Annotated in this window: 17 protein-coding genes; 4 read left to right on the top strand and 13 right to left on the bottom strand. The window is 71.6% G+C overall.

Annotated features, from left to right (window positions below; all coding sequences use genetic code 11):
* Positions 1 to 132: 132 nt before the first annotated feature.
* The gene (gene sodN, locus ACFVSN_RS43970) at positions 133 to 528 is read right to left on the bottom strand and encodes a superoxide dismutase, Ni (protein ID WP_238865337.1); all 396 of its coding nucleotides are present in this window, start codon (positions 526 to 528) and stop codon (positions 133 to 135) included.
* Positions 529 to 713: 185 nt separating this feature from the next.
* Between sodN and sodX the strand changes: the two genes are divergently transcribed.
* On the top strand, positions 714 to 1,151 hold the full coding sequence (gene sodX / locus ACFVSN_RS43965; protein WP_380438557.1) for a nickel-type superoxide dismutase maturation protease: 438 nt from the start codon (positions 714 to 716) through the stop codon (positions 1,149 to 1,151).
* Between the two features lie 25 nt (positions 1,152 to 1,176).
* On the opposite strand, the gene ACFVSN_RS43960 is transcribed toward sodX, so the two are convergent.
* The 5 genes from ACFVSN_RS43960 to ACFVSN_RS43940 form a co-directional block, all read right to left on the bottom strand.
* Complete coding sequence (locus tag ACFVSN_RS43960) at positions 1,177 to 1,776, bottom strand: CGNR zinc finger domain-containing protein (RefSeq protein ID WP_359966114.1); 600 nt, start codon at positions 1,774 to 1,776, stop codon at positions 1,177 to 1,179.
* Positions 1,777 to 1,900: 124 nt separating this feature from the next.
* Positions 1,901 to 2,653 carry an amino acid ABC transporter ATP-binding protein gene (locus tag ACFVSN_RS43955; RefSeq protein ID WP_380438607.1) on the bottom strand — a complete coding sequence of 251 codons (753 nt, stop codon included), beginning with the start codon at positions 2,651 to 2,653 and terminating at the stop codon, positions 1,901 to 1,903.
* Between the two features lie 38 nt (positions 2,654 to 2,691).
* Positions 2,692 to 3,582, bottom strand: a complete 891-nt coding sequence (locus ACFVSN_RS43950) for an amino acid ABC transporter permease (RefSeq protein WP_380438558.1) — start codon at positions 3,580 to 3,582, stop codon at positions 2,692 to 2,694.
* Between the two features lie 119 nt (positions 3,583 to 3,701).
* A complete protein-coding gene (locus ACFVSN_RS43945) occupies positions 3,702 to 4,634 on the bottom strand; it encodes an ABC transporter substrate-binding protein (RefSeq protein WP_380438560.1) in 933 nt (310 codons plus the stop codon).
* A gap of 459 nt (positions 4,635 to 5,093) precedes the next feature.
* A complete protein-coding gene (locus tag ACFVSN_RS43940; protein ID WP_380438562.1) occupies positions 5,094 to 6,020 on the bottom strand; it encodes an ABC transporter substrate-binding protein in 927 nt (308 codons plus the stop codon).
* Between the two features lie 591 nt (positions 6,021 to 6,611).
* On the opposite strand from ACFVSN_RS43940, the gene ACFVSN_RS43935 reads away from it, so the two are divergent.
* Together ACFVSN_RS43935 and ACFVSN_RS43930 are read left to right on the top strand one after the other, a co-directional pair.
* Positions 6,612 to 7,808: an NADP-dependent malic enzyme gene (locus tag ACFVSN_RS43935; RefSeq protein ID WP_359966099.1), complete on the top strand. Its 1,197-nt coding sequence runs from the start codon at positions 6,612 to 6,614 to the stop codon at positions 7,806 to 7,808.
* A gap of 124 nt (positions 7,809 to 7,932) precedes the next feature.
* Positions 7,933 to 8,895, top strand: coding sequence for a zinc-binding dehydrogenase (locus ACFVSN_RS43930; RefSeq protein WP_380496535.1), 963 nt, complete (start codon positions 7,933 to 7,935; stop codon positions 8,893 to 8,895).
* Between the two features lie 150 nt (positions 8,896 to 9,045).
* Here ACFVSN_RS43930 and ACFVSN_RS43925 read toward each other — a convergent pair whose 3' ends face one another.
* The 7 genes from ACFVSN_RS43925 to ACFVSN_RS43895 all read right to left on the bottom strand — a co-directional run bounded on the left by ACFVSN_RS43925 (position 9,046) and on the right by ACFVSN_RS43895 (position 19,727).
* Complete coding sequence (locus ACFVSN_RS43925) at positions 9,046 to 10,083, bottom strand: PadR family transcriptional regulator (RefSeq protein WP_387959116.1); 1,038 nt, start codon at positions 10,081 to 10,083, stop codon at positions 9,046 to 9,048.
* Position 10,084: 1 nt separating this feature from the next.
* Positions 10,085 to 11,008 (bottom strand): DUF4097 domain-containing protein, encoded by a 924-nt coding sequence (locus ACFVSN_RS43920; RefSeq protein ID WP_380496533.1) that lies wholly within the window; start codon positions 11,006 to 11,008, stop codon positions 10,085 to 10,087.
* 191 nt (positions 11,009 to 11,199) lie between these two features.
* The gene (locus ACFVSN_RS43915) at positions 11,200 to 11,379 is read right to left on the bottom strand and encodes a DUF6104 family protein (protein WP_063347844.1); all 180 of its coding nucleotides are present in this window, start codon (positions 11,377 to 11,379) and stop codon (positions 11,200 to 11,202) included.
* A 32-nt stretch (positions 11,380 to 11,411) separates the two neighbouring features.
* Positions 11,412 to 13,424, bottom strand: a complete 2,013-nt coding sequence (locus ACFVSN_RS43910; RefSeq protein ID WP_387959114.1) for a protein kinase — start codon at positions 13,422 to 13,424, stop codon at positions 11,412 to 11,414.
* A 255-nt stretch (positions 13,425 to 13,679) separates the two neighbouring features.
* Positions 13,680 to 17,423 carry a multifunctional oxoglutarate decarboxylase/oxoglutarate dehydrogenase thiamine pyrophosphate-binding subunit/dihydrolipoyllysine-residue succinyltransferase subunit gene (locus tag ACFVSN_RS43905; protein ID WP_380496531.1) on the bottom strand — a complete coding sequence of 1,248 codons (3,744 nt, stop codon included), beginning with the start codon at positions 17,421 to 17,423 and terminating at the stop codon, positions 13,680 to 13,682.
* 359 nt (positions 17,424 to 17,782) lie between these two features.
* Positions 17,783 to 18,913 (bottom strand): sensor histidine kinase, encoded by a 1,131-nt coding sequence (locus tag ACFVSN_RS43900; RefSeq protein ID WP_380438574.1) that lies wholly within the window; start codon positions 18,911 to 18,913, stop codon positions 17,783 to 17,785.
* A 76-nt stretch (positions 18,914 to 18,989) separates the two neighbouring features.
* A complete protein-coding gene (locus tag ACFVSN_RS43895; protein ID WP_326846781.1) occupies positions 18,990 to 19,727 on the bottom strand; it encodes a response regulator transcription factor in 738 nt (245 codons plus the stop codon).
* A gap of 569 nt (positions 19,728 to 20,296) precedes the next feature.
* On the opposite strand from ACFVSN_RS43895, the gene ACFVSN_RS43890 reads away from it, so the two are divergent.
* A complete protein-coding gene (locus tag ACFVSN_RS43890; RefSeq protein WP_387959111.1) occupies positions 20,297 to 21,106 on the top strand; it encodes a rhomboid-like protein in 810 nt (269 codons plus the stop codon).
* The last annotated feature ends 85 nt before the right edge of the window (positions 21,107 to 21,191 follow it).

The raw sequence follows: 21,191 nt of genomic DNA, 5'->3' as shown, positions 1-21,191 counted from the left end.
CGCCTCGAAGAACCTCGCCTTCAAGCCCTCAAAATCCACGATCCCCGCAACTCCCTGAACTCAGGGTGTTGCGGGGATCGCTAGAGCCCGCCTGGTCCGGGCGGGGGCTCTCGACGTGGCGACGCGTCAGGCTCAGGCCTGCTTGGTCTCCCAGAAGATCTTGTCGACCTCGGCGATCAGGTCCAGCAGGGCCTGGCCGGTGGCCGGGTCCGTGGACGCCTTGGTGGCCGAGGCGGCCTTCAGGGTGTCGTTGATCAGCTGGTGCAGCTGCGGGTACTTCTCGAAGTGCGGGGCCTTGAAGTAGTCGCTCCACAGCACCGAGATGTGGTGCTTGACGGCCTCGGCGCGCTGCTCCTTGATGATGATGGCGCGGGCGCGGAAGTGCGGGTCCTCGTTGGCCTGGTACTTCTCCTGGGTGGCCTTGACCGACTCGGCCTCGATCCGGGCCTGCGCCGGGTCGTACACACCGCAGGGCAGGTCGCAGTGGGCGTGGGCGGTGGCGCGCGGTGCAAACAGACGAGAGAACATGGGAGTCCTTCCTTAGATCGTCTTCCCGCGCCCGAGACTACCCTTCCGGCCTCCCGGTTTCGCGATCGGGCGGTGGGCCTAGGGCAAAAGGCCGATCCGGAACCGGGGTAATCCGGACATCGGACAGGTGACGGTCCGTACGGCACACTGGGACGCGGCGGCCGGGAGGAGGAGTGGTGGCGCGGATGACGCAACCGGGGGACGGCGCACGGGCGGGCACGGTGCCGTTCGGGCTGGTCGACGTGGCGGGACCGTCGATGGTCCCGACCCTGCGCGAGGGCGACCAGCTGCTGGTCCGGTACGGCGCGCGGATCCGCCCGGGCGCGGTCGTGCTCTTCCGGCACCCGTTCCAGCAGGACCTGCTGGTGGTCAAGCGGGCGGCCGAGCGCCGGGCGAAGGGCTGGTGGCTGCTCTCCGACAACCGGCCGGTCGACAGCGACAGCCGCAGCTACGGCGCCGTTCCGGACGAGCTCGTGCTCGGCCGGGTGCTGCTGCGGCTGCGCCCGCGCCCGGCCTGGCTGGCGCCCGGCCGCCGGCTGGAGCGACTGCTGCTGACCCCCGGGCTGGTCCGGGTCCCGGGGCTGGCCCGCCGCCTCGGCGTCTGGGTGGACGCCGAGCTCTAGTGCCACGGCACTGGCGGATGCGCGTCTAGGCCTGCAACTGCTGCGGCCCGAGCGCCGCGTCCTGGGCCTCCTGGCGCTTGCGGGCTCGGTAGGCCGCGACGTTGGCGCGCGTGGCGCAGCGGTCCGAGCAGTAGCGCCGGGAGCGGTTGGTGGAGGTGTCGAGGTAGGCGTTGCGGCACGGCGCGGCCTGGCAGATCCCGAGCCGGTCGGCGCCGAGCTCGGTGAGGTGGACGGCCAGGCCCATGCACGCGACGGCGCTGAAGTGCGCGGTGGCGGTGGGCGAGTTGTCGGCGAGGTGCAGGTGCCAGCGCGGCCGGCCGGCGTCGTCGAGGTAGTCGTGGCCGGAGACCAGCGGGCTGACGGGGTACTCCATGAGCAGGCTGTTCAGCAGGTCGACGCCACGTACCTCGTCGCCCTCGGCGGCGGCCTCGAAGACCCCGCGCAGCCTGGTCCGCACCGCCCGCAGGCGGGGCAGGTCGGACTCGTCGGCCAGGGCGGCGGCGCGAGAGGACTCGGAGAACAGGGCGCGCACGGCGTCCACCGAGGTCAGCGTGTCGGTGCCGCGCTCGGGTTCCTCGGTGTTCACCAGCCGAACGGCGAGATCGGCGTAGGAGGCGAGCTCCACGGCGGTCCTTCCAGTGGTTCGGTAACGGGCTGATTGCGTCCAGCCTATTACCCGGATCGGGAAAACGGCGGCGCCCGGCAGGATCGGCCTGCCGGGCGCCAAGGGTTGCTCGCTCAGCGCACGCTCAGAGGACCTTCGAGAGGAAGGACCGGGTGCGCTCGTGCTGCGGGTTGGTGAGGACGTCGCGGGGGTTGCCGGACTCGACGACCACGCCGCCGTCCATGAACACCAGCGCGTCGCCGACCTCGCGCGCGAAGCCCATCTCGTGGGTGACGACGATCATCGTCATCCCCTCCTCGGCGAGGCCACGCATGACGTCCAGCACCTCGCCGACGAGCTCCGGGTCGAGCGCCGAGGTGGGCTCGTCGAAGAGCATGAGCTTGGGCTTCATGGCCAGCGCGCGGGCGATCGCGACGCGCTGCTGCTGGCCGCCGGACAGCTGCGACGGGTAGCTCTTCGCCTTGTCGGACAGGCCGACCCGCTCCAGCAGGGCCATGCCGCGCTCGCGCGCCTCGGCCTTGGACTCGCCCTTGACCTGGACCGGCGCCTCCATGACGTTCTCGAGCGCGGTCATGTGCGGGAACAGGTTGAAGTGCTGGAACACCATGCCGATGTCCCGGCGCTTCTGCGCGACCTCGCTCTCCTTCAGCTCGTGGAGCCGGTCGCCCTTCATCCGGTAGCCGACCAGTTCGCCGTCGACCGAGAGGAAGCCGCCGTTGATCTTCTCCAGGTGGTTGATGCACCGCAGGAAGGTCGACTTGCCGGACCCGGAGGGGCCGACGAGGACGAACACCTCGCCCTTGCGGACCTCCAGGTCGATGCCCTTGAGCACCTCCACGAGGCCGTAGGACTTGCGCACGCCCTGCGCCTCGACCATCGGCACGGGCCGGGAGTCGGTGGGCTTGGTCAGATCGGTCATACGTGACCGCCTCCCTCGATGCCCGGGACCACGTCGTTCTCGGCCCGCGGAACGGGCTTGCCGGCGAACAGCCGCCGCAGCCGCTGCAGCGGGGTCGGCGGGAGCGCACGGTTGGCGCCGCGGGCGTAGTGCCGCTCGACGTAGTACTGGCCCACGGTGAGGATCGAGGTCATCAGCAGGTACCAGATGCTGACGACGAGCAGCAGCGGAATGGTCTGGAAGGTGCGCGAGTAGATGTTCTGGCCGGCCCGGAGCAGCTCCTCCAGCGAGATCGCCGAGACCAGCGAGGTGGTCTTCAGCATCGAGATGGTCTCGTTGCCGGTCGGCGGGATGATCACGCGCATCGCCTGCGGCAGGATGATCCGCCGCATGGTCTTGAACTGGCTCATGCCCAGCGCGTGCGCGGCCTCGGTCTGGCCGAGCGGCACGGACTGGATGCCGCCGCGGACGATCTCGGCCATGTACGCGGCCTCGTTGAGGCCGAGGCCCAGCAGCGCCGCGACGAACAGCGGGATCGCCTGGTTGGTCGGCTCGGACCAGAAGGCCGGGCCGAACGGGATGCCGATGGAGATGTTGGCCCAGAGCGAGCCCAGGAAGTTCCAGAACAGCAGCTGGACCAGCACCGGGGTGCCGCGGAAGACCCAGATGTAGAACCACGCCGTGCTGGAGAGCACCGGGTTCGGCGACAGGCGCATGATCGCCAGCGTGATGCCGCCGGCGATGCCGATCGCCATCGACAGGAAGGTCAGTTCGAGCGTGACGCCGAGGCCGTGCGTGATCGAGGAGTCGAAGAGGTACTTCCCGACGACGTCCCACTGGAACTGGCTGTTGGTGATGAGGGCGTGGATCAGCATCGCCGCGAGGACGGCGACGACGGCTGCTCCCACCCAGCGTCCGGGGTGGCGGACCGGGACGGCCTTGATGGTCTCAGGCCGTCCCGGGGGCACCGACCCCTGGTCGGAAGGGTTCACTGTGTGGCCTCAGGGGTTGTGTTCAGAGGAGCGGTTCAGCTGGTGGCACCGTTGACGACGGGCTTGTCGATCGCGCCCGCCTGGACGCCCCACTTCTCCAGGATGCTCTTGTACGTGCCGTCCGCCATCAGGGACTGGACGGCGCCCTGGACCGCCTTGGTCAGGTCCGAGCCCTTGGCGAGCACGACGCCGTACGGGGCGGTGTCGGTGACGTCGCCGACCTTCTCCAGCTGCCCGTTGGTCTGCTTGATCGCGTAGTCGACGACCGGGGAGTCGGCCAGCATGACCTGGTCGCGGCCGGAGACCAGCGCCTGGGTGACGTCCGTCTGCAGGTCGAACTTGTCGCCGTCGTTGGGGACGGTCGGCTTGCCGGCCTTGACGCAGGCGGGGTTGATCGTGTCCTTGATCGAGTCGGCCTGGGTGGTGCCGGTCTGGACGGCGACCTTCTTGCCGCACAGGTCCTTGGGGTCGACCTTGTCCGGGTTGCCCTTCTTGACCGCGGCGCCCGTACCGGCGTTGAAGTACGTGACCATGTCGACCGTGGCCTCGCGCTCCTTCGTGTCGGTGAAGGAGCTCATGCTGAGGGTGTACTTCTTGCCCGTGATGCCCGGGATGATCGAGTCGAACGTGGCGTTCTGCACGTCGGCGCTCAGGCCCAGCTTCTTGGCGATCGCGGTGGCCAGGTCGACGTCCATGCCGACGATGTTGCCCTTGTCGTCCTTGAACTCGTTGGGCGCGTAGGACGCGTCCGTGGCGACGACGATCTTGCCCGCGGACTTGACGTCGGCCGGGACGAGGGCGGCCAGCGACGGGTCGGCGGACACGGCCGGGACCGTGGCGCTCGCGTTCGCGCCGGCCGAGGAGCCGCTGGAGGAACCGCTGCTGCCGCAGGCGGTGAGGCCGAGGGTCAGGGACGCGGCGACGGCGCCGGCCGCGAGGAGACGGGTGCGCTGGGTACGGGCGGTCATGAGGGGGATCTCCTCCTGAGGGAGAGGTCGGGCGGAGCGCGCCGCGGGAAGCGGCGCACCGGGGCAGCAAGGCCGTACGGCGCTGTACGGGTACACACACGGCGCTGTACGTCGTCGTACGGGCAGGGCCGGTTCGTGCGCCTGGACCGGGGGTGTCCAGGGTGGTGCTTGGATACTGCTTCCGCCACCCTCCGCCGAGGTGGACGTTGACCGAACCGCCTCGACCAGTGGTCGGCTCGATCCGAGATGGGGGGAATCCTGCCATCTGATGACGGTCGGAAGGCCCTCATTCAGATCAAAATCGGATAACGAGGGGCCGTGCTGTCCGCTATTCGGACGATTCCCTTGTCCCTGTCACCCTGCGTATAAGTATGCAGATCCCTCTGCGCTGCGCCGGGAGGCCCGCCGCCCCCTGTTTTTTCGGATGCCGTTGCCGGACGCCGTTGCCGGACGCCGCCGTCAGATGCCGCCGTTGACCACCGCGTTCTGGGCCGCGCCCGCCTGGACGCCCCACTTGGCGAGGATCTTGTCGTACTCGCCGCTGCGGATGAGCTGGTCGACGGCCTTCGCCAGGGTGTCGCGCAGCTCGGTGTCGCCCTTGCGGAACGCGATCCCGTACGGGTTGGACGTGGACTGCGCGCCCGTCACCTCGAAGCGGCTGCCGCCGTCGGTGCTCTTCGCCGCGTACGCGGCCACCGGGAAGTCGTTGACGCCGGCCGCCGCGGCGCCGGAGACGACCTCGGCCAGCGCCTTGGTGTCGCTGTCGAACTTGTGGGGGGTCAGCTGGCGGCCGGTGCGTGCGCAGACGGCCACCTGACGGGTGATGATCTCGTCCTGCGTGGTGCCCTGCTGGAGCGCCACCGTGCGGCCGCACAGGTCGTCCAGGGTCTTGATGCCCTTGGGGTTGCCCTTGGGGACGACGATCGAGGTGCCGGCGATGAAGTAGTCCACGAAGTCGACGCCGGGGCCGACCTGCTTGCCGCTGTCGTCCAGGCCCTCGCGGCGCTTCTGGATGTCGCTCAGCGCGGACATCGCGACGTCGTACTGCTTGGACTGGAGGCTCGGTATCAGCTTGTCGAACGGGGTGTCGACCAGCTCGACCCGCACGTCGAGGATCTTGCCCAGCGCGGTGGCGATCTCCGGGTCCAGGCCGGCCGGCTTGCCGTCGGGGCCGCGGAACTCGACCGGCGCGTAGTTCACGTCCATCCCGATGCGCAGCGCGCCCGCGGAGCGCTGGGCCTTCGGGAGCTTGGCGCGGATCTCCTGGACCGGGTCCTTCGCGGCGGCCTGTCCGCCGTCGTTGCAGCCGGTCAACAGCAGGGCTCCGGTGGCGGCCAGGGCGGCGCCGGCGACGGCGGACCGTCGGGAACGGGTGCGGTGGTGCATGAGGGTGGTTGCTCCTGTGGGAGGTCTGTGCGGTCGCCAGGGTGCCGTGGTGGTGTACGGCGGATGGCGGACAAGCGATCCTGTCATCCCGCCCTGCCGGGCCGGTGGGCGGGTGTGTCAGAATTCGGTACCGGGTGACCCCCGAACGCGAACCAGACCGCCGAGTCCCGACAGGCTCGGGGTGCTCAGGAACGGAAGTCCTCACGCGGCTCCGTATCCGGAACACCTGCTCCCCTCCGTGTCTGCGTTCACTCCTGCGGGTGTACGTGCGTCATCGCCGTTGCCGCCGCCGGAGCCCGGCGCTTCCGAAGCCGGGCCCGTGACGCGACAGCGCGGCGATGAACTGCTCGTGACGAGGACGAAAAGGCACAGGTGCGACGCCTTCGTCCGACTTACGCTCGCCCGGTAGTACGACGCGGACTTTTAAAAGACCCCATAAAACCCTCATCCGAGGGCGCCGCCCGACGCAGCGCCCCGACCCCGCCCCCGGGTCCGCTTCGGCGTACCCGGTTTCCGGTTTCCGGTTTCCGGACGGGGTCGCTCCGTCCGTCGGCCGCGCGTCCTCGCCGGAACAATGACGAAGAGGTCATCGTGGCAGCGGAGATCATCCACAGCAGCACCCAGGACACCGACGATCCGGTCGACGCCGTTTTCGCACTGCACCGCGGCGGCAAGATGGAGATCCGGGCGACCGTCCCGGTGCGCGACGCGGACGACCTGTCCCTCGCCTACACCCCGGGTGTCGCACGGGTCTGCACGGCCATCGCCGAGCAGCCGGAGCTGGTGAACGACTACACCTGGAAGTCCAACACCGTCGCCGTGGTCACCGACGGCACCGCGGTGCTCGGCCTCGGCGACATCGGCCCGCAGGCCTCGCTGCCCGTGATGGAGGGCAAGGCGATCCTGTTCAAGCAGTTCGGCGGCGTCGACGCGGTGCCGATCGCGCTGGCCTGCACCGACGTGGACGAGATCGTCGAGACCGTGGTCCGGCTGGCGCCCTCCTTCGGCGGCGTCAACCTGGAGGACATCTCCGCCCCGCGCTGCTTCGAGATCGAGCGCCGGCTGCAGGAGGCCGTGGACATCCCGGTCTTCCACGACGACCAGCACGGCACCGCGATCGTCACCACCGCCGCCCTGTGGAACGCCGCCAAGGTGACCGGCCGGGAGGTCGGCTCGCTGCGGGCCGTCATCTCCGGCGCCGGCGCGGCCGGCATCGCCATCGCCAAGATGCTGCTCGCGGCCGGCATCGGCGACGTCGCGGTCTGCGACCGCAAGGGCGTGGTTCACGAGGGCCGCGGCGACCTGACGGACGTCAAGGCCGAGATCGCGGCGCTGACGAACCGCTCCGGCCTCAAGGGCTCGCTGGCCGACGCGCTGTCCGGCGCCGACGTGTTCATCGGCGTCTCCGGCGGCACCGTGCCGGAGGAGGTCGTCGCGACGATGGCCGAGGGCGCGTTCGTCTTCGCGATGGCCAACCCGAACCCGGAGATCCACCCCGAGGTCGCGCACAAGTACGCGGCCGTCGTCGCCACCGGGCGCAGCGACTTCCCGAACCAGATCAACAACGTGCTGGCCTTCCCCGGCATCTTCGCGGGCGCCCTGCAGGTCCGGGCGAGCCGGATCACCGAGGGCATGAAGCTGGCCGCCGCCAAGGCGCTGGCGGGCGTCGTTGCCGACGAGCTGACCCCGCAGAAGGTCATCCCCTCGCCGTTCGACGACCGGGTCGCCCCGGCGGTCTCCAAGGCCGTCGCCGAGGCCGCGCGCGCCGAGGGAGTCGCCCGGATCTGAGCCGGGCGGCCGGTCCGGTGACCGGCGCGGCAGGACGACCGAGGGACCAGACGGCCGGGGCCGGGACACGCGTCACACCCACGCGTGGTTCCCGGCCCCGGCCGTCGCCGCTATCGTCCCGAGCATGTTTGCTGCCTACGCCGCCCGCATCGACGCCGACGACCCGCTGTCCGGACTGGAGTTGGGCGAACTCCCCGAGCCCGGGGCCCGCCCCGGGTGGAGCGTGGTCACCGTGAAGGCCGCCAGCCTCAACCACCACGACCTCTGGTCGCTGCGCGGCGTCGGCCTGCCCGCCGAGCGGCTGCCGATGATCCTCGGCTGTGACGCGGCCGGCATCGACGAGCACGGCAACGAGGTCGTGCTCCACTCGGTGATCGGCCAGTCCGGCCACGGGGTGGGGCCGGACGAGCCCCGGTCCATCCTCACCGAGCGCTACCAGGGCACCTTCGCCCAGCGGGTGGCCGTCCCGACCTGGAACCTGCTGCCCAAGCCCGCCGAGCTCACCTTCGAGGAGGCCGCCTGCCTGCCCACGGCCTGGCTGACGGCCTACCGGATGCTGTTCACGAACGCCGGGGTGAAGCCCGGCGACACCGTCCTCGTGCAGGGCGCGGGCGGCGGGGTGGCGACCGCGCTGATCGTCCTCGGCAAGGCGGCCGGCCTGCGGGTCTGGGTCACCGGACGGGACGAGGCCAAGCGCGCGCGGGCCGTCGGGCTCGGCGCCGACGCGGCGTTCGAGAGCGGCGCCCGGCTCCCGGAGCGGGTGGACGCGGTGATGGAGACGGTCGGCGCCGCCACCTGGTCGCACTCGGTGAAGTCGCTGCGCCCGGGCGGCACCATCGTCATCTCCGGTGCCACCTCCGGCCCCAGCCCGAAGGCCGCCGAGCTCAACCGGATCTTCTTCCTGGAGCTCAAGGTGGTCGGCTCGACCATGGGCACCAAGGAGGAGCTGGCCGGGCTGCTCTCGCTCTGTGCGACCTCCGGCGTCCGGCCGGTGATCGACTCGGTGCTGCCGCTGGCCGAGGCCCGGGAGGGCTTCGCCCGGCTCGCCAAGGGCGACGTCTTCGGCAAGATCGTCCTCAACCCGTAGGACCCGCAGGACCCGCAGGACCTGCGGGAGCCGTCGGCCCGTCGGCCCGTCCCCGGACGTGCGGACGGGCCCGGCGCTCTCCCCCGAGAAGCGCCGGGCCCGTCCGGTCCTGCTGTCCTGCCGTACGACCGGCCTGCCGTGCGGCCCGCCTCAGCCGAGTAGCCGCTTGAGCCGCTCGCCGGCCGCGCCGAGCACCGAGCGCGCCTCGGCGAGCCCCTCGGGCGTCACCCCGCCGTCCCGGGCCGCGTCGCGGACCTGGTCGCGGAAGCGGTCGAGCAGCCGCTCCAGCTCCCGGGCCGGGTCGCCGGCCGGGTCGGTCGCCGCCCACGGCGGCAGGTCGGCCGGGGCGGCGGCCGGCTCGTCCTTGTCCAGGTCGATCCTGGTCACCGTGACCTCGTCGGCCGGGGCGCCGGGCGTCTCCGCCCCCGGGTGGCCCCAGCGGGCCGCGTCGGCCAGCCCGGCCAGCCCCTTGGTCAGCTCCGAGAGTCCCTCGGCCAGCCCGGTCGGCCAGTCGCCCTTCGCGGCGTGCTCGCGCACCTGCTGCTCGACCCGGCGCTTGATCCGCAGGGCCTCCTGCTGGGCCGCGGTGCGGGCGGCCCTGGACTGCTCGCGCAGCCGGCGGGCCTCCTCCTCGGCGGCCTTCGCCTTGGCCTTGGCGGCCTTCTCCTGCTCCTTGGCGCGCTTGGCCTGCTCCTTGGCCTGGCGCTTGAACTGGGTGAACTCGTCCTTGGCGCGCTGCCAGGACTCCTTGTCCCCCCAGGGCCCGGCCCACGGGTCCCCGTCCTCGGCGCGGTCCGGCCTGGGGGCCGCCTTCGCGGCGTTCCACAGCTCCTCGCGCAGGTTCTTGGCGCTGTCCCGGACGTCCTCGCGGATCGCCCCGGCGAGCTGCGTCACGGAGTCGTGGATCTCCACCTCAAGCTCGTCCAACTCGGCCTGGCGGCCCGCCAGTTCGGTGCGGCCGGCCTCGGTGAGCCGGTACACCTTGCGGCCGCCCTCGGTGCTGTGGGCGACCAGGCCCTCCTGCTCCAGCTTGGCGAGCCGCGGGTAGACCGTCCCGGCGGAGGGCGCGTAGAGGCCCTGGAAGCGCTCCTCCAGGAGGCGGATCACCTCGTAGCCGTGCCGCGGGGACTCGTCCAGCAGCTTCAGCAGGTAGAGCCGCAGCCGGCCGTGGCCGAAGACGGGGCTCATCTCACGCCTCCTTGGTGAGGTCGGGTCCGGCGGGCTTGTCGAGGCTCGGGCCGGCCGGCAGCTCGCGGACCACCACCGGCTCCTCGTCCTCCGCGTCCGGGCGGCGCAGCACCGTGACGGCGCCGGAGACGGTCGTCACCGCGAGGCTGCCCTGGCCGTCGCCGAGCTGGCCGGACAGGCGCTTGGCGCCCCAGCTGCCGCCCAGCTTGAGCTGGTCGAAGGTGCTGGAGACGTCGCCGCTGGTGGAGCCGGCGTCGACCCGGGCGTCGGCGAGCGAGGGGAGCCGGACGGCGACCTGGCCGCTGACCGTGGTGACCTTGATGTCGGCCGGGGTGAGCACGTCGAGGTCCAGGGTGACGGCGCCGGTGACCGAGTTGGCCTGGATCCGCTCGGCCGTGCCGGCGACCACGGTGAGCCGGCCGGACACGGTGTTCACCTTGAGCTGGCCGCCCACCGACTGGGCGTCCACGTCGCCCGAGACGGTGTTGGCGTCGGTGCGGCCGCTGAGCCCGACCAGCGTGGCGTCGCCGTTGGCGCTCTGCACCGACACGTGGCCGGCGAAGCCGGAGACGGTGGCGCCGGCCGAGACGGTGCCCACCTTGACCTCGGTGCCGGCCGGGACGGTCAGGGTGACGCCGGCGACGCGCTTGTTCTTGAGCGAGCCGAAGAAGCTCTTGATCGAGGTGGCGGACTTGAGCCAGTCGCCGACCTCGCCCCAGCTGCTGATGTCCTTGTAGGTGACCGTGAGGACGCCGTCGACCAGCGTCACGTGCAGCGGTTCGCCGCGCAGCTCGGTGACCTCCAGGCGGGCCGGGCCGTCGGCCGCCACCACGTTCACGGTGCCGTCGACGACCCGCACGCTGACCGTGCGCACGGCCTCGTCGATGGTGATGCTGTCGGGTCCCTCGACCGTCCACTGGCTCATCTCTGCCGCCTCCCGTTGCGACTCGCGATGTATCGCGTTCCCTGCTGAAGACGATATATCGCGTGGCGGGAAAAGCAAGCGGTTCGGCCCCTGATCCCGGCCCGGACGCGGCCCTGAGGCCACCCCTACGGGACAACGCGAGAGGCCCGGAGGGCAGTAGCCTCCGGGCCTCTCACGGGCGGTTCACCGCGTCACTCGTCGTCCTCGTCGTCGAGCCGCGCCAGCCAGGTGGCCAGCCGCTCGACCGGGATCTCGAAGTCGGGGTTGAGGTCGACGAACTCGCGCAGGCGCTCGGCCAGCCACTCGAAGGTGACCTCCTCGTCGCCGCGCCGGTTCTGCAGCTCCTCGATGCCTCGGTCGGTGAAGTACACGGTTCGCTCCGGTCGGATGGGGGTTGACCTGGTCAGGATAGACCGGCCTGGCCGTTGGCCCGCCAGGAGCTGATGGTCACCTTGGCGGCCCCGGTGCTCGCGTCGGCGACCTCCACGACGGCGACGGCGATGTTCTGGGTCACCCGGTCGCGGATGCACAGCAGCCGGCCGGCCGGGACGTGGTTGAAGCTGAGGTCGGTGTCCGGGCGGGAGTCGATCGCGCTCGCGCACTGCTCCGGCGTGACGCTGGCCTCGCTGATCACGGCGAAGTCGGAGGCGTTGTCCCCGTAGGCGGAGAAGGCGTCCGCCCGGCCGCCGCAGCAGTTCGCCTTGCCGAGCCCGAAGCCCCACTTCAGGTTGGTGTCGTGCGGGACGACCTTGCCGGCGTTCAGGTCGATCCGGTAGGCGTCGCTGGTGTACTCGGCGCCGGGGATGGCGAGCGAGACCTTGTCGAGTGCCGGGGTGTAGCCGCTGGGCCGGGCGGGCGCCGAGACGGTGGCGCCGGGCGTGGAGGGCTTGCCCGTCGGCGCCGTCACCGGGGTGTTGCCGGAGGACGGGCTCGCGCCGGTGGCCGGGGCGGTGACGGCGCCCGACGTCGGCAGCGGCGCGGCCGACTGGCTCTGGGACTGGGCGGCGGCCGGTGGGTTGCCGGTCGACTTGCCGTCGTTCAGCTTCTTCATCAGGAAGACGCCGCCCGCGGTGCCGCCGATCGCCATCACCAGGGCGACGACGAGCAGGGCCTTCCAGGACACCCCGCCCTTCTTGGCCTTCGGCCCGGGCTTGGCGGGCTCGGGGACGTCGGTGACCACCGGGCCGGGCGGCGGGGTGTCGTAGGTCGGCGGCTCGCTGCGCAGCTGCACGGTGGGCGGCGAGGTGAGCACCGGGGCGGTCGGCGCCTCGGTGGGCGGCTGCGGGGCGCCGTACGCGCCGACCGGCGGCGGCACGAAGCCGGGCGGGGGGCCCGCGGGCGGCTGGTGGGTGACGGCCGTGGCCGGGTGGGTCGGCCCGGTGGGCGACGGGAGGACGGCCGGCGGCGGGGGAGTGGCGGGCACGGCCGGCATCGGGGTCGGCGGGGTGGCCGGGACGGCCGGCACCGGCGTGGGCGGCGTCTTGGGCAGGTCCGAGCGGCGGGTGATCTCGGTGTTGACCTGGCGCGGCAGCCAGTCCTCGCCGAACCGCAGCTGCCCGCCGACCTCCGGGTGGTTGCGGGCGACCTGGATGATCTCGGCGGGCGTCGGCCGGTCCTCCGGGAGCTTCGCCAGGCAGCGCAGGACCAGCTCGCGCAGGTCGGCCGGGACGGCGTCCAGGTCGGGCTCCTCGTGCACGACCCGGTAGAGGACGGCGGTGTCCGGGCCGTCGCCGAACGGCGCCGCGCCGCCGGCCACGTACGCGGCCAGCGCGCCGAGCGCGAACACGTCGGTGGCCGGGGTGACCGGGCGGCCCTGGGCCTGCTCGGGGGACATGAAGGCGGGGGAGCCGATCCGGTAGCCGGTGCCGGTCAGCGCGGTGGCGTCGGCGGCCCGGGCGATGCCGAAGTCGATCACCCGCGGGCCGTCTCCGGCGACCAGCACGTTGGCGGGCTTGAGGTCGCGGTGCACCACCTCGACGCTGTGGATGGCCTGCAGCGCCTCGGCGATGCCGCCCATCAGCAGCAGGACGGTGCGCACCGGCAGCGCGCCGTTCTCGCGCACGACCTGCTGGAGGGACGGGCCGGGCACGTACGCGGTGACCAGCCAGGGGGCGTCCGAGTCCAGGCCGCCGGAGTCGATCACCTGCGCGGTGTAGAGCCCGTGGATCCGCTGGGCGTTGCTGACCTCCTGGGCGAAGCGGCGGCGGAACTCGCCGTCCTCGGCGAACTCGGGGCGGACCACCTTGAGGGCGACCGGGCGCCCGCCCGGCGTGTACGAGAGGTAGACCCGGCCCATGCCGCCGGCGCCCAGCCGGGCGAAGAGCCGGTAGCCGCCGACCTCCCGGGGGTCGTCGGGCTGCAGCGGCTGGAAGACCGGCGGGAGCTTGCTGGCGTCCCTCGGCGTGTCGGCGGTCATCTGGGTCATCCCCCTGGGAGAGCGGTGAGGTCGTCCGACCGGCCCGGGCCGCGGTGACGGGGCTCCCGGGGCAGCGATCTGGCGAGGCATAACCTATCGATCCGTCAGCGGGCCCGGCACGCCGGTATCCGATTGGTTGCAGAGCTGCGACCTTGACATGGCATCGTGGGGAAACGGTTCTGCCGCAAACGAAACGGCCCCCGCCCTCCCACGAGGGGAGGACGGGGGCCGGTTGCGTCAGCCTGGCTCAGGGCCTCAGATCGAGTAGACCTCTTCGATCAGGGCCTGCTGCTCGGCGGCGTGGCGCTTGGCCGAGCCGACCGCCGGCGACGACGCCGCCGGGCGGGCGACGCGGCGCAGGCGCGAGCCGTTGGCGCTGCGGCCGATGACGACCTGCAGGTGGTCGACCAGGTTCATCGCGATGAACGGCCAGGAACCCTGGTTGGCCGGCTCCTCCTGCGCCCAGATGAACTGGACGTTGTCGCCGTAGCGGGCCAGCTCCTCCTGGAGCTCGGCCACCGGCAGCGGGTAGAGCCGCTCGACCCGGACGATCGCCGTGTCGGTGACGCCGCGCTCGGTGCGCGCCGCCTCCAGGTCGTAGTAGAACTTGCCGGCGGTGATGACCACCTTGCGGACCTGCGCCGGGTCGACGGTGGAGTCGCCGATGACGGGGCGGAACGAGCCGGACAGGAACTCCTCGGTCGCACTCGCCGCGGCCTTCAGGCGCAGCATCGACTTCGGGGTGAAGACGACGAGCGGCTTGTGGTGCGGGTTGTGCGCCTGCCAGCGCAGCAGGTGGAAGTAGTTCGACGGCAGCGTCGGCATGGCGACCGTCATGTTGTTCTGCGCGCACAGCTGCAGGAAGCGCTCCGGGCGGGCGGACGAGTGGTCCGGGCCCTGGCCCTCGTAGCCGTGCGGCAGGAGCAGGGTGACGCCCGAGTGCTGGCCCCACTTCTGCTCGGCGGAGGCGATGTACTCGTCCACCATGGTCTGCGCGCCGTTGACGAAGTCGCCGAACTGCGCCTCCCACATGACCAGCGCGTTCGGGCGGGTCAGCGAGTAGCCGTACTCGAAGCCCATGGCCGCGTACTCCGACAGCAGGCTGTCGTAGACGGTGTAGCGGGCCTGGTCCTCGGTGAGGTACTGCAGCGGGGTGTAGTCCTCGCCGGTCTTGCGGTCGATCAGGACGGCGTGCCGCTGGCCGAAGGTGCCGCGGCGGCTGTCCTGGCCGGCCAGGCGGACCGGGTGGCCCTCCATGAGCAGCGAGCCGATGGCGAGGGTCTCGCCCATCGCCCAGTCGATGGTGTTGTCCTCGACCGAGGCGGCGCGGCGCTGCAGCTGCGGGAACAGGCGCGGGTGGACGGTCAGCCACTCCGGCAGGTTGACCTGCGAGGCGGCGATCCGCTTGACCATCTCCTGGGAGATGCCGGTCTGGATGCTGACCGGGAAGTCGGCGACCGGCTTGCCGGTGGCGCCGACGGCCGGCGTCTGGGCCGCGTCGCGGACCTCGGCGAAGACCTTCTCCAGCTGGCCCTGGAAGTCCTGGAGCGCCTGCTCCGCCTCTTCCATGGTGATGTCGCCGCGACCGATCAGGCCCTCGGTGTACAGCTTGCGCACCGAGCGCTTCTTGTCGATCAGGTCGTACATCAGCGGCTGGGTGAACGACGGGTTGTCGGCCTCGTTGTGACCGCGGCGGCGGTAGCAGATGAGGTCGATCACCACGTCCTTGTGGAACTCCTGGCGGAACTCGAAGGCGAGCCGCGCGACGCGGACCACGGCCTCCGGGTCGTCGCCGTTCACGTGGAAGATCGGGGCCTCGATCATGCGGGCCACGTCGGTGCAGTACATCGAGGAGCGCGAGGACGCCGGGGCGGCGGTGAAGCCGACCTGGTTGTTCACCACGAGGTGGATCGTGCCGCCGGTGCGGTAGCCGCGCAGCTGCGACATGTTCAGCGTCTCGGCGACGACGCCCTGGCCGGCGAAGGCCGCGTCGCCGTGGATCTGGATCGGCAGCACCGGGAAGGTGGTGCCGCCCTGGTCCAGGACGTCCTGCTTGGCGCGGACGATGCCCTCGACGACCGGGTCGACCGTCTCCAGGTGGGAGGGGTTCGCGGCGAGCGAGACCTTGATGGTCTCGCCGTCCAGGCCGGTGAAGGTGCCCTCGGCGCCCAGGTGGTACTTGACGTCGCCGGAGCCGTGCATCGACTTCGGGTCCAGGTTGCCCTCGAACTCGCCGAAGATCCGGGCGTACGGCTTGCCGACGATGTTGGCCAGCACGTTCAGGCGGCCGCGGTGGGCCATGCCGATGACGGCCTCGTCGAGGCGGTGCTCGGCGGCGGCGTCGATCGTGGCGTCCAGCAGCGGGATGAGCGACTCGCCGCCCTCCAGCGAGAAGCGCTTCTGCCCGACGTACTTGGTCTGCAGGAAGGTCTCGAAGGCCTCGGCGGAGTTCAGGCGGCGCAGGATGCGCAGCTGCTCGTCGCGCTCGGGCTTGGAGTACGGCTTCTCCAGGCGTTCCTGGATCCACTTGCGCTGCTTCGGGTCCTGGATGTGCATGTACTCGATGCCGACGGTGCGGCAGTACGAGTTGCGCAGCAGGCCGAGGATGTCGCGGAGCTTCATCATCTTCTGGCCGCCGAAGCCGCCGACCGCGAACTCGCGCTCCAGGTCCCACAGGGTGAGGCCGTGCTGGACGACGTCCAGGTCGGGGTGCTTGCGCTGCTTGTACTCCAGCGGGTCGGTGTCGGCCATCAGGTGGCCGCGCACGCGGTACGCGTGGATGAGCTCCATGACGCGGGCGGTCTTGTTGACCTCGTCGTCGTGGGTGGTGGCGACGTCGGTGGCCCAGCGGACCGGCTCGTACGGGATCCGCAGCGACTCGAAGATCTCGTCGTAGAAGCCGTTCTCGCCGAGCAGCAGGCGGTGGATCTCGCGCAGGAACTCGCCGGACGCCGCGCCCTGGATGACGCGGTGGTCGTAGGTCGAGGTCAGCGTCATGATCTTGGAGACGCCCAGGCGGGACAGGGTCTCCGGGGCGGAGCCCTGGAACTCGGCCGGGTACTCCATGGCGCCGACGCCGACGATGGTGCCCTGGTTCTGCATCAGGCGCGGCACGGAGTGCACGGTGCCGATGCCGCCGGGGTTGGTCAGCGAGACCGTGACGCCGGTGAAGTCGTCCATGGTCAGCTTGTTGGCGCGGGCCCGGCGGACGATGTCCTCGTAGGCCTGCCAGAAGCCGAAGAAGTCGAGCGTCTCGGCCTTCTTGATGGCCGCGACGACGAGCTGGCGGTCGCCGTTGGGCTTGACCAGGTCGATGGCCAGGCCCAGGTTGATGTGCTCGGGCTTGACCAGGAAGGCCTTGCCGCCCTCCACCTTGTAGCTGTGGTTCATCCCCGGGTGGGCCTTGATGGCCTGGACCAGGGCGTAGCCGATCAGGTGGGTGAAGGAGACCTTGCCGCCGCGGGCGCGCTGCAGGTGGTTGTTGATGACGATGCGGTTGTCGATCAACAGCTTCGCCGGGACGGCGCGGACCGAGGTCGCGGTCGGCACCTCCAGCGAGGCGTCCATGTTGGTGGCGACGGCCTTCGCCGGGCCGCGCAGCTGGACCAGCTCCGGGCCGGTGGCCTCGGGAGCGGCGGGGGCGGCCGGGGCCGCGGCCTTGGGGGCCGGCGGTGCGGCGGGCGCGGCGGCGAGCGGCGCGGGAGCCGCCACCGGGGCCGGGGCGGCCGGCGCGGCGGGGGCGGGCGCGGCGGCCGGAGCAGCAGCGGGCGCGGGGGCAGCGGCAGGGGTCGGCGTGGGGCCGGCCTGGGTCGCGGCCTGGGTCACTGGGGTCACCTCGGAACCGGGCTTGTAGTCGGCGAAAAAGTCCCACCAGGCTCGGTCGACCGAGTTCGGGTCCTGGAGGTACTGCTGGTAGATCTCATCGACGAGCCACTCATTGGGACCGAAGCCAGTGGAGCTAGCCGAGCTGTTGGGGGTTTCTTGGGACTGTGGCGACACGGCGGCAACCGCCCTCTTCCGCTTCCTTTTGGGATGTTTGGACAGCGGGGATTAAGGCTACGCCCCTGACCAGTGATCGCGCAGTCCCCGGGGGGCAGGCGTCGTCCAGATCACAGTCCTGACCTGCAGATTGGCCGAAAATGTGCGTTAGAAACGCGCATCTGAGGGGAACCGACCAGGCCCGATCGCCCCGCAAATCGGGATGAAAACGGACAAAAGCCAGGTCGAATCTTCGAACGATCTTCGTGTACGTCTGTGTCGGATCTGTGACACAAACCCCACTGCGCACCCTCGGGAGCCCTTTCGGGACCTCCCTTGGGGGATCGCACGAGACGATCATGCGGGCCGGCCGCCGCGGGTCAGCGCGGGCCGGGCAGCCGGACCTCGATCCGGCAGCCGCGCGGGGACTCCGCGACCGCGATCCGCCCGCCGTGCAGGTCCACCGCCCAGCGGGCGATGGCCAGGCCGAGGCCGGTGCCGCCGTCGGAGCCCGGCCCCTGGGCGGTGGCCGTGCCGCTGCGGCTGAACCGCTCGAACACCCGGTTGCGGTCGGCCGGCGGGATGCCGGGCCCTTCGTCCTCGACCTCCAGCAGCAGGCCGCCGGGCTCGCCGTCGGGCCGCGCGCGCACCGTCACGGTGCCGCCGGGCGGGGAGTGCTTGCAGGCGTTGTCGACCAGGTTGGCGACCACCTGGTGGAGGCGTTCCGGGTCCGCGACGCCGGTCAGGCCGGCCGGGCTGACCTCCAGCGCGAGCCGGACGTCCCCGCGCCGGGAGAAGGCCCCGCCCGCCGTCGCGCCGTCCACGGTGACGCCGCGCAGCACGCCGTCGAGGAACTCGCGCACCTCGAAGGGGCGGGCGTCGAGGTCGACCACGCCGTCGTCGATCTTGGAGAGGTCGAGCAGGTGGGTGACCAGGCGGCCGAGCCGCTCGGTCTGCTCCAGGGCGGCTCCGAGGGTCGCCGGGTTGGGCTGCACCACGCCGTCCACCACGTTCTCCAGCACGGCGCGCAGCGCGGCGATGGGCGTGCGCAGCTCGTGCGAGACGTTGGCGACCAGTTCGCGCCGGTGGCGGTCGGCGGCCTCCAGGTCGGCGGCCATCTGGTTGAAGGTGGCGGCCAGCTCGCCGATCTCGTCGCGCGAGCTCACCTCGACCCGGCGGCTGTAGTCGCCGGAGGCCATCGCGCGGGCGGCCGCGGTCATCTCGCGCAGCGGGGCGGTGAGCCCGTGCGCGAGGAACTGCATGAAGAGCAGCGACGCGATCATCGAGAAGATCATGATGATGCGGATCTGCGTCTCGGACTTCATCGCCACGACGACCATGCCGCTGGCGAGGAAGACGGAGACGATCACGAGCAGCGCGAGCTTGCCCTTGATCGACCGGACGGGGTCGAGCGGCCGGATGTCGGCCCAGACCCGGCGGGCGGCGCGGGCGGCGAGGGTCTGCGACCGGGTGCCGGCGGCGTCGCCGTTGCGTTGCTGTGGAAAGGTCATTGGTCCCTGTGGTCCCCCGCATGGGTACGGCGGTTCGGGACACGGGCCCCCCGGAGGCCCGATGCCCGAGGCGCCGCTAGGAGAGCGGGGCCTCCAGCGCGTAGCCGACACCGTGGACGGTGCGGATCCAGCTGGCGCCGATCTTCCGGCGCAGCGCCTTGACGTGGCTGTCGACGGTGCGGGTGCCGGACGCGTCGGTCCAGTCCCACACCTCGGCCAGCAGCTGCTCGCGGGTGAGCACGGCGCGCGGCTGGGCGGCCAGGCAGGCGAGCAGGTCGAACTCGGTCGGCGTCAGGTGGACGTCGCCCGAGGCGAGCCGCACCCGGCGCTGCACGTGGTCGATCTCCAGCTCGCCGAAGCGCAGCGAGCCGAGCGCGGGCGTGCGGGCGGCCTGCTGGGCGCGCTCGACGCGGCGCAGCAGCACGTTGACCCGGGCGGCCAGTTCGCGCATGGAGAAGGGCTTGGTCATGTAGTCGTCGGCACCGACGCCGAGGCCGACCAGCAGGTCCGTCTCGTCGTCGCGCGCGGTCAGCATCAGTACCGGCACCGGTCGCTGGGCCTGGATCCGGCGGCACACTTCGAGGCCGTCGAATCCGGGCAGCATGATGTCGAGGACGACCAGGTCCGGCTGCCAGGTGTGGAAGCCGTCGACCGCGCCGGGGCCGTCGTGGGCCACGGCGACCTTGAAGCCCTCCGCGCCCAGCCGGGCCGCGATCGACTCCGCGATCGTGGGCTCGTCCTCCACCACCAGCACTCTGCGCTGGCTGCTCACCGTGCCGCCGCTGTTGCTGTTGTCCTGCTGAATTTCTGTCACGGTCACGCCACCGCCCCCAGGGCTGCGGGCCGGCCACCTGTGGGGATGGCGGGGCTCCGCTTCGTAGTCTTGTTCCGTCGTGGACTGTGTGCCGGGTCCGCCGTCCCGTCGCGTGCGCGGATCGGAGGGCGGAGGTCGGCCACCCGCTTCTCCCGCGCACTTCGCAGCGTACGGACAGCGGCTGCCTCCCGGCAGGTGGACCGGACGTTTCCGGCCCGTTGGGCCGGTTCCGGCCCGCTCTCGGACCCACTCACGAGTGGGCACGGGCCGATACCTTACCCGGCGTTTTTTCACTGCGTAACGGTACGTATGCAGTCGAGTTGACGCCAAGTCGCCGGTCAGGGCCGTTACTGACGGGTCAAACGGAAGTAGGTCTGGACCAATGCCGGAATCCGGCCGGTCGGCCGGTTCCCCGGTCTTCACGGGCTTTTCTCAGCTGGTTCTCAGAACCTCGACGTAACGTGATCACGACAACGCCCCGCGGGAGGGATTGCGGGCGCGCGCCGGTACGTTGGTTCCCCCGGGCGGGAGCCGGGGACCGGTTGCTGCGGGCGTGGAGCGGAGGCGGCATGGCTGGACTGCGGCGCGGTGGCGGACCGGCGGGACCGCGCCCGGGGCCGTGCCCGCCGTGGGCCGGACCGCCGTACGGGATGCTCCGGCTCGGGCTGCGCACCGGGGTGGCCGAGTGGCTGCTGGCCCGGGTGCCGACGCCCCGGCGCAACCCTTTCGCCCTCGGATATCTCGCCGTGGTGGGCGCCACCACGACCTTTGCCGAACTCGCGGATCCGGATCTCGTCCTGCGGCTGCAGGAGGCCTCCAGTTCGGACGGCCACAATCTTTTGCACCACCCTTTGCGGGCGCTGCTGCTCAGTGGTTTCTGGGTGGCCGGCTCGGTGTGGATGCCGTACCTCTGGGGATTCGCCTTCACCGTCGCGCCGCTGGAGCGCCGGGTCGGTTCCCGGCGGGCGGCGGCGGTCTTCGCGATCGGGCACGTGACGGCCACGCTGCTGTCCCAGGCGGTGGTGATCACCGCCGTGGAGACCGGGCACCTGGAGTCCGCGGCGATGGACTACCTGGACATCGGGGTCAGCTACGGCGTGCTGGTCAGTCTCGGCGCGCTCGCCGGGCTGCTCTCCTGGCGCGGGCGGCTGCTGGCGCTGGGCGGCGCGGCGGCGCTGATCGCCGAGCAGATCGCCACCGAGAACGACCTGGTCACCGCGGTGGGCCACCCGGTGGCGGTGCTGACCGGCGTGGCGCTGTGGCGCTGGCTGCGCCACGGCCCCCGGCGCGGGCCGCGCCCGCTGCGCGCGGAGGTTCCGGAGGCCGGTCCCGGGCCGGCCGCGGCCGCCGGCGGCGCCCCGGTCTTGGACGTCCGTTAACTCGTTCGGGGGTTTTTGACGACCTTCCCGCCGCCTCCGCCCGCACCCCTTTTCCGTTCGCTCACGGCGAACAAAGCTCGGGGAA

Origin of the sequence: Kitasatospora sp. NPDC057904 (assembly GCF_042887925.1) — a bacterium.
GTDB lineage: Bacteria > Actinomycetota > Actinomycetes > Streptomycetales > Streptomycetaceae > Kitasatospora.
This window is presented reverse-complemented; position numbering and strand designations above follow the sequence as displayed.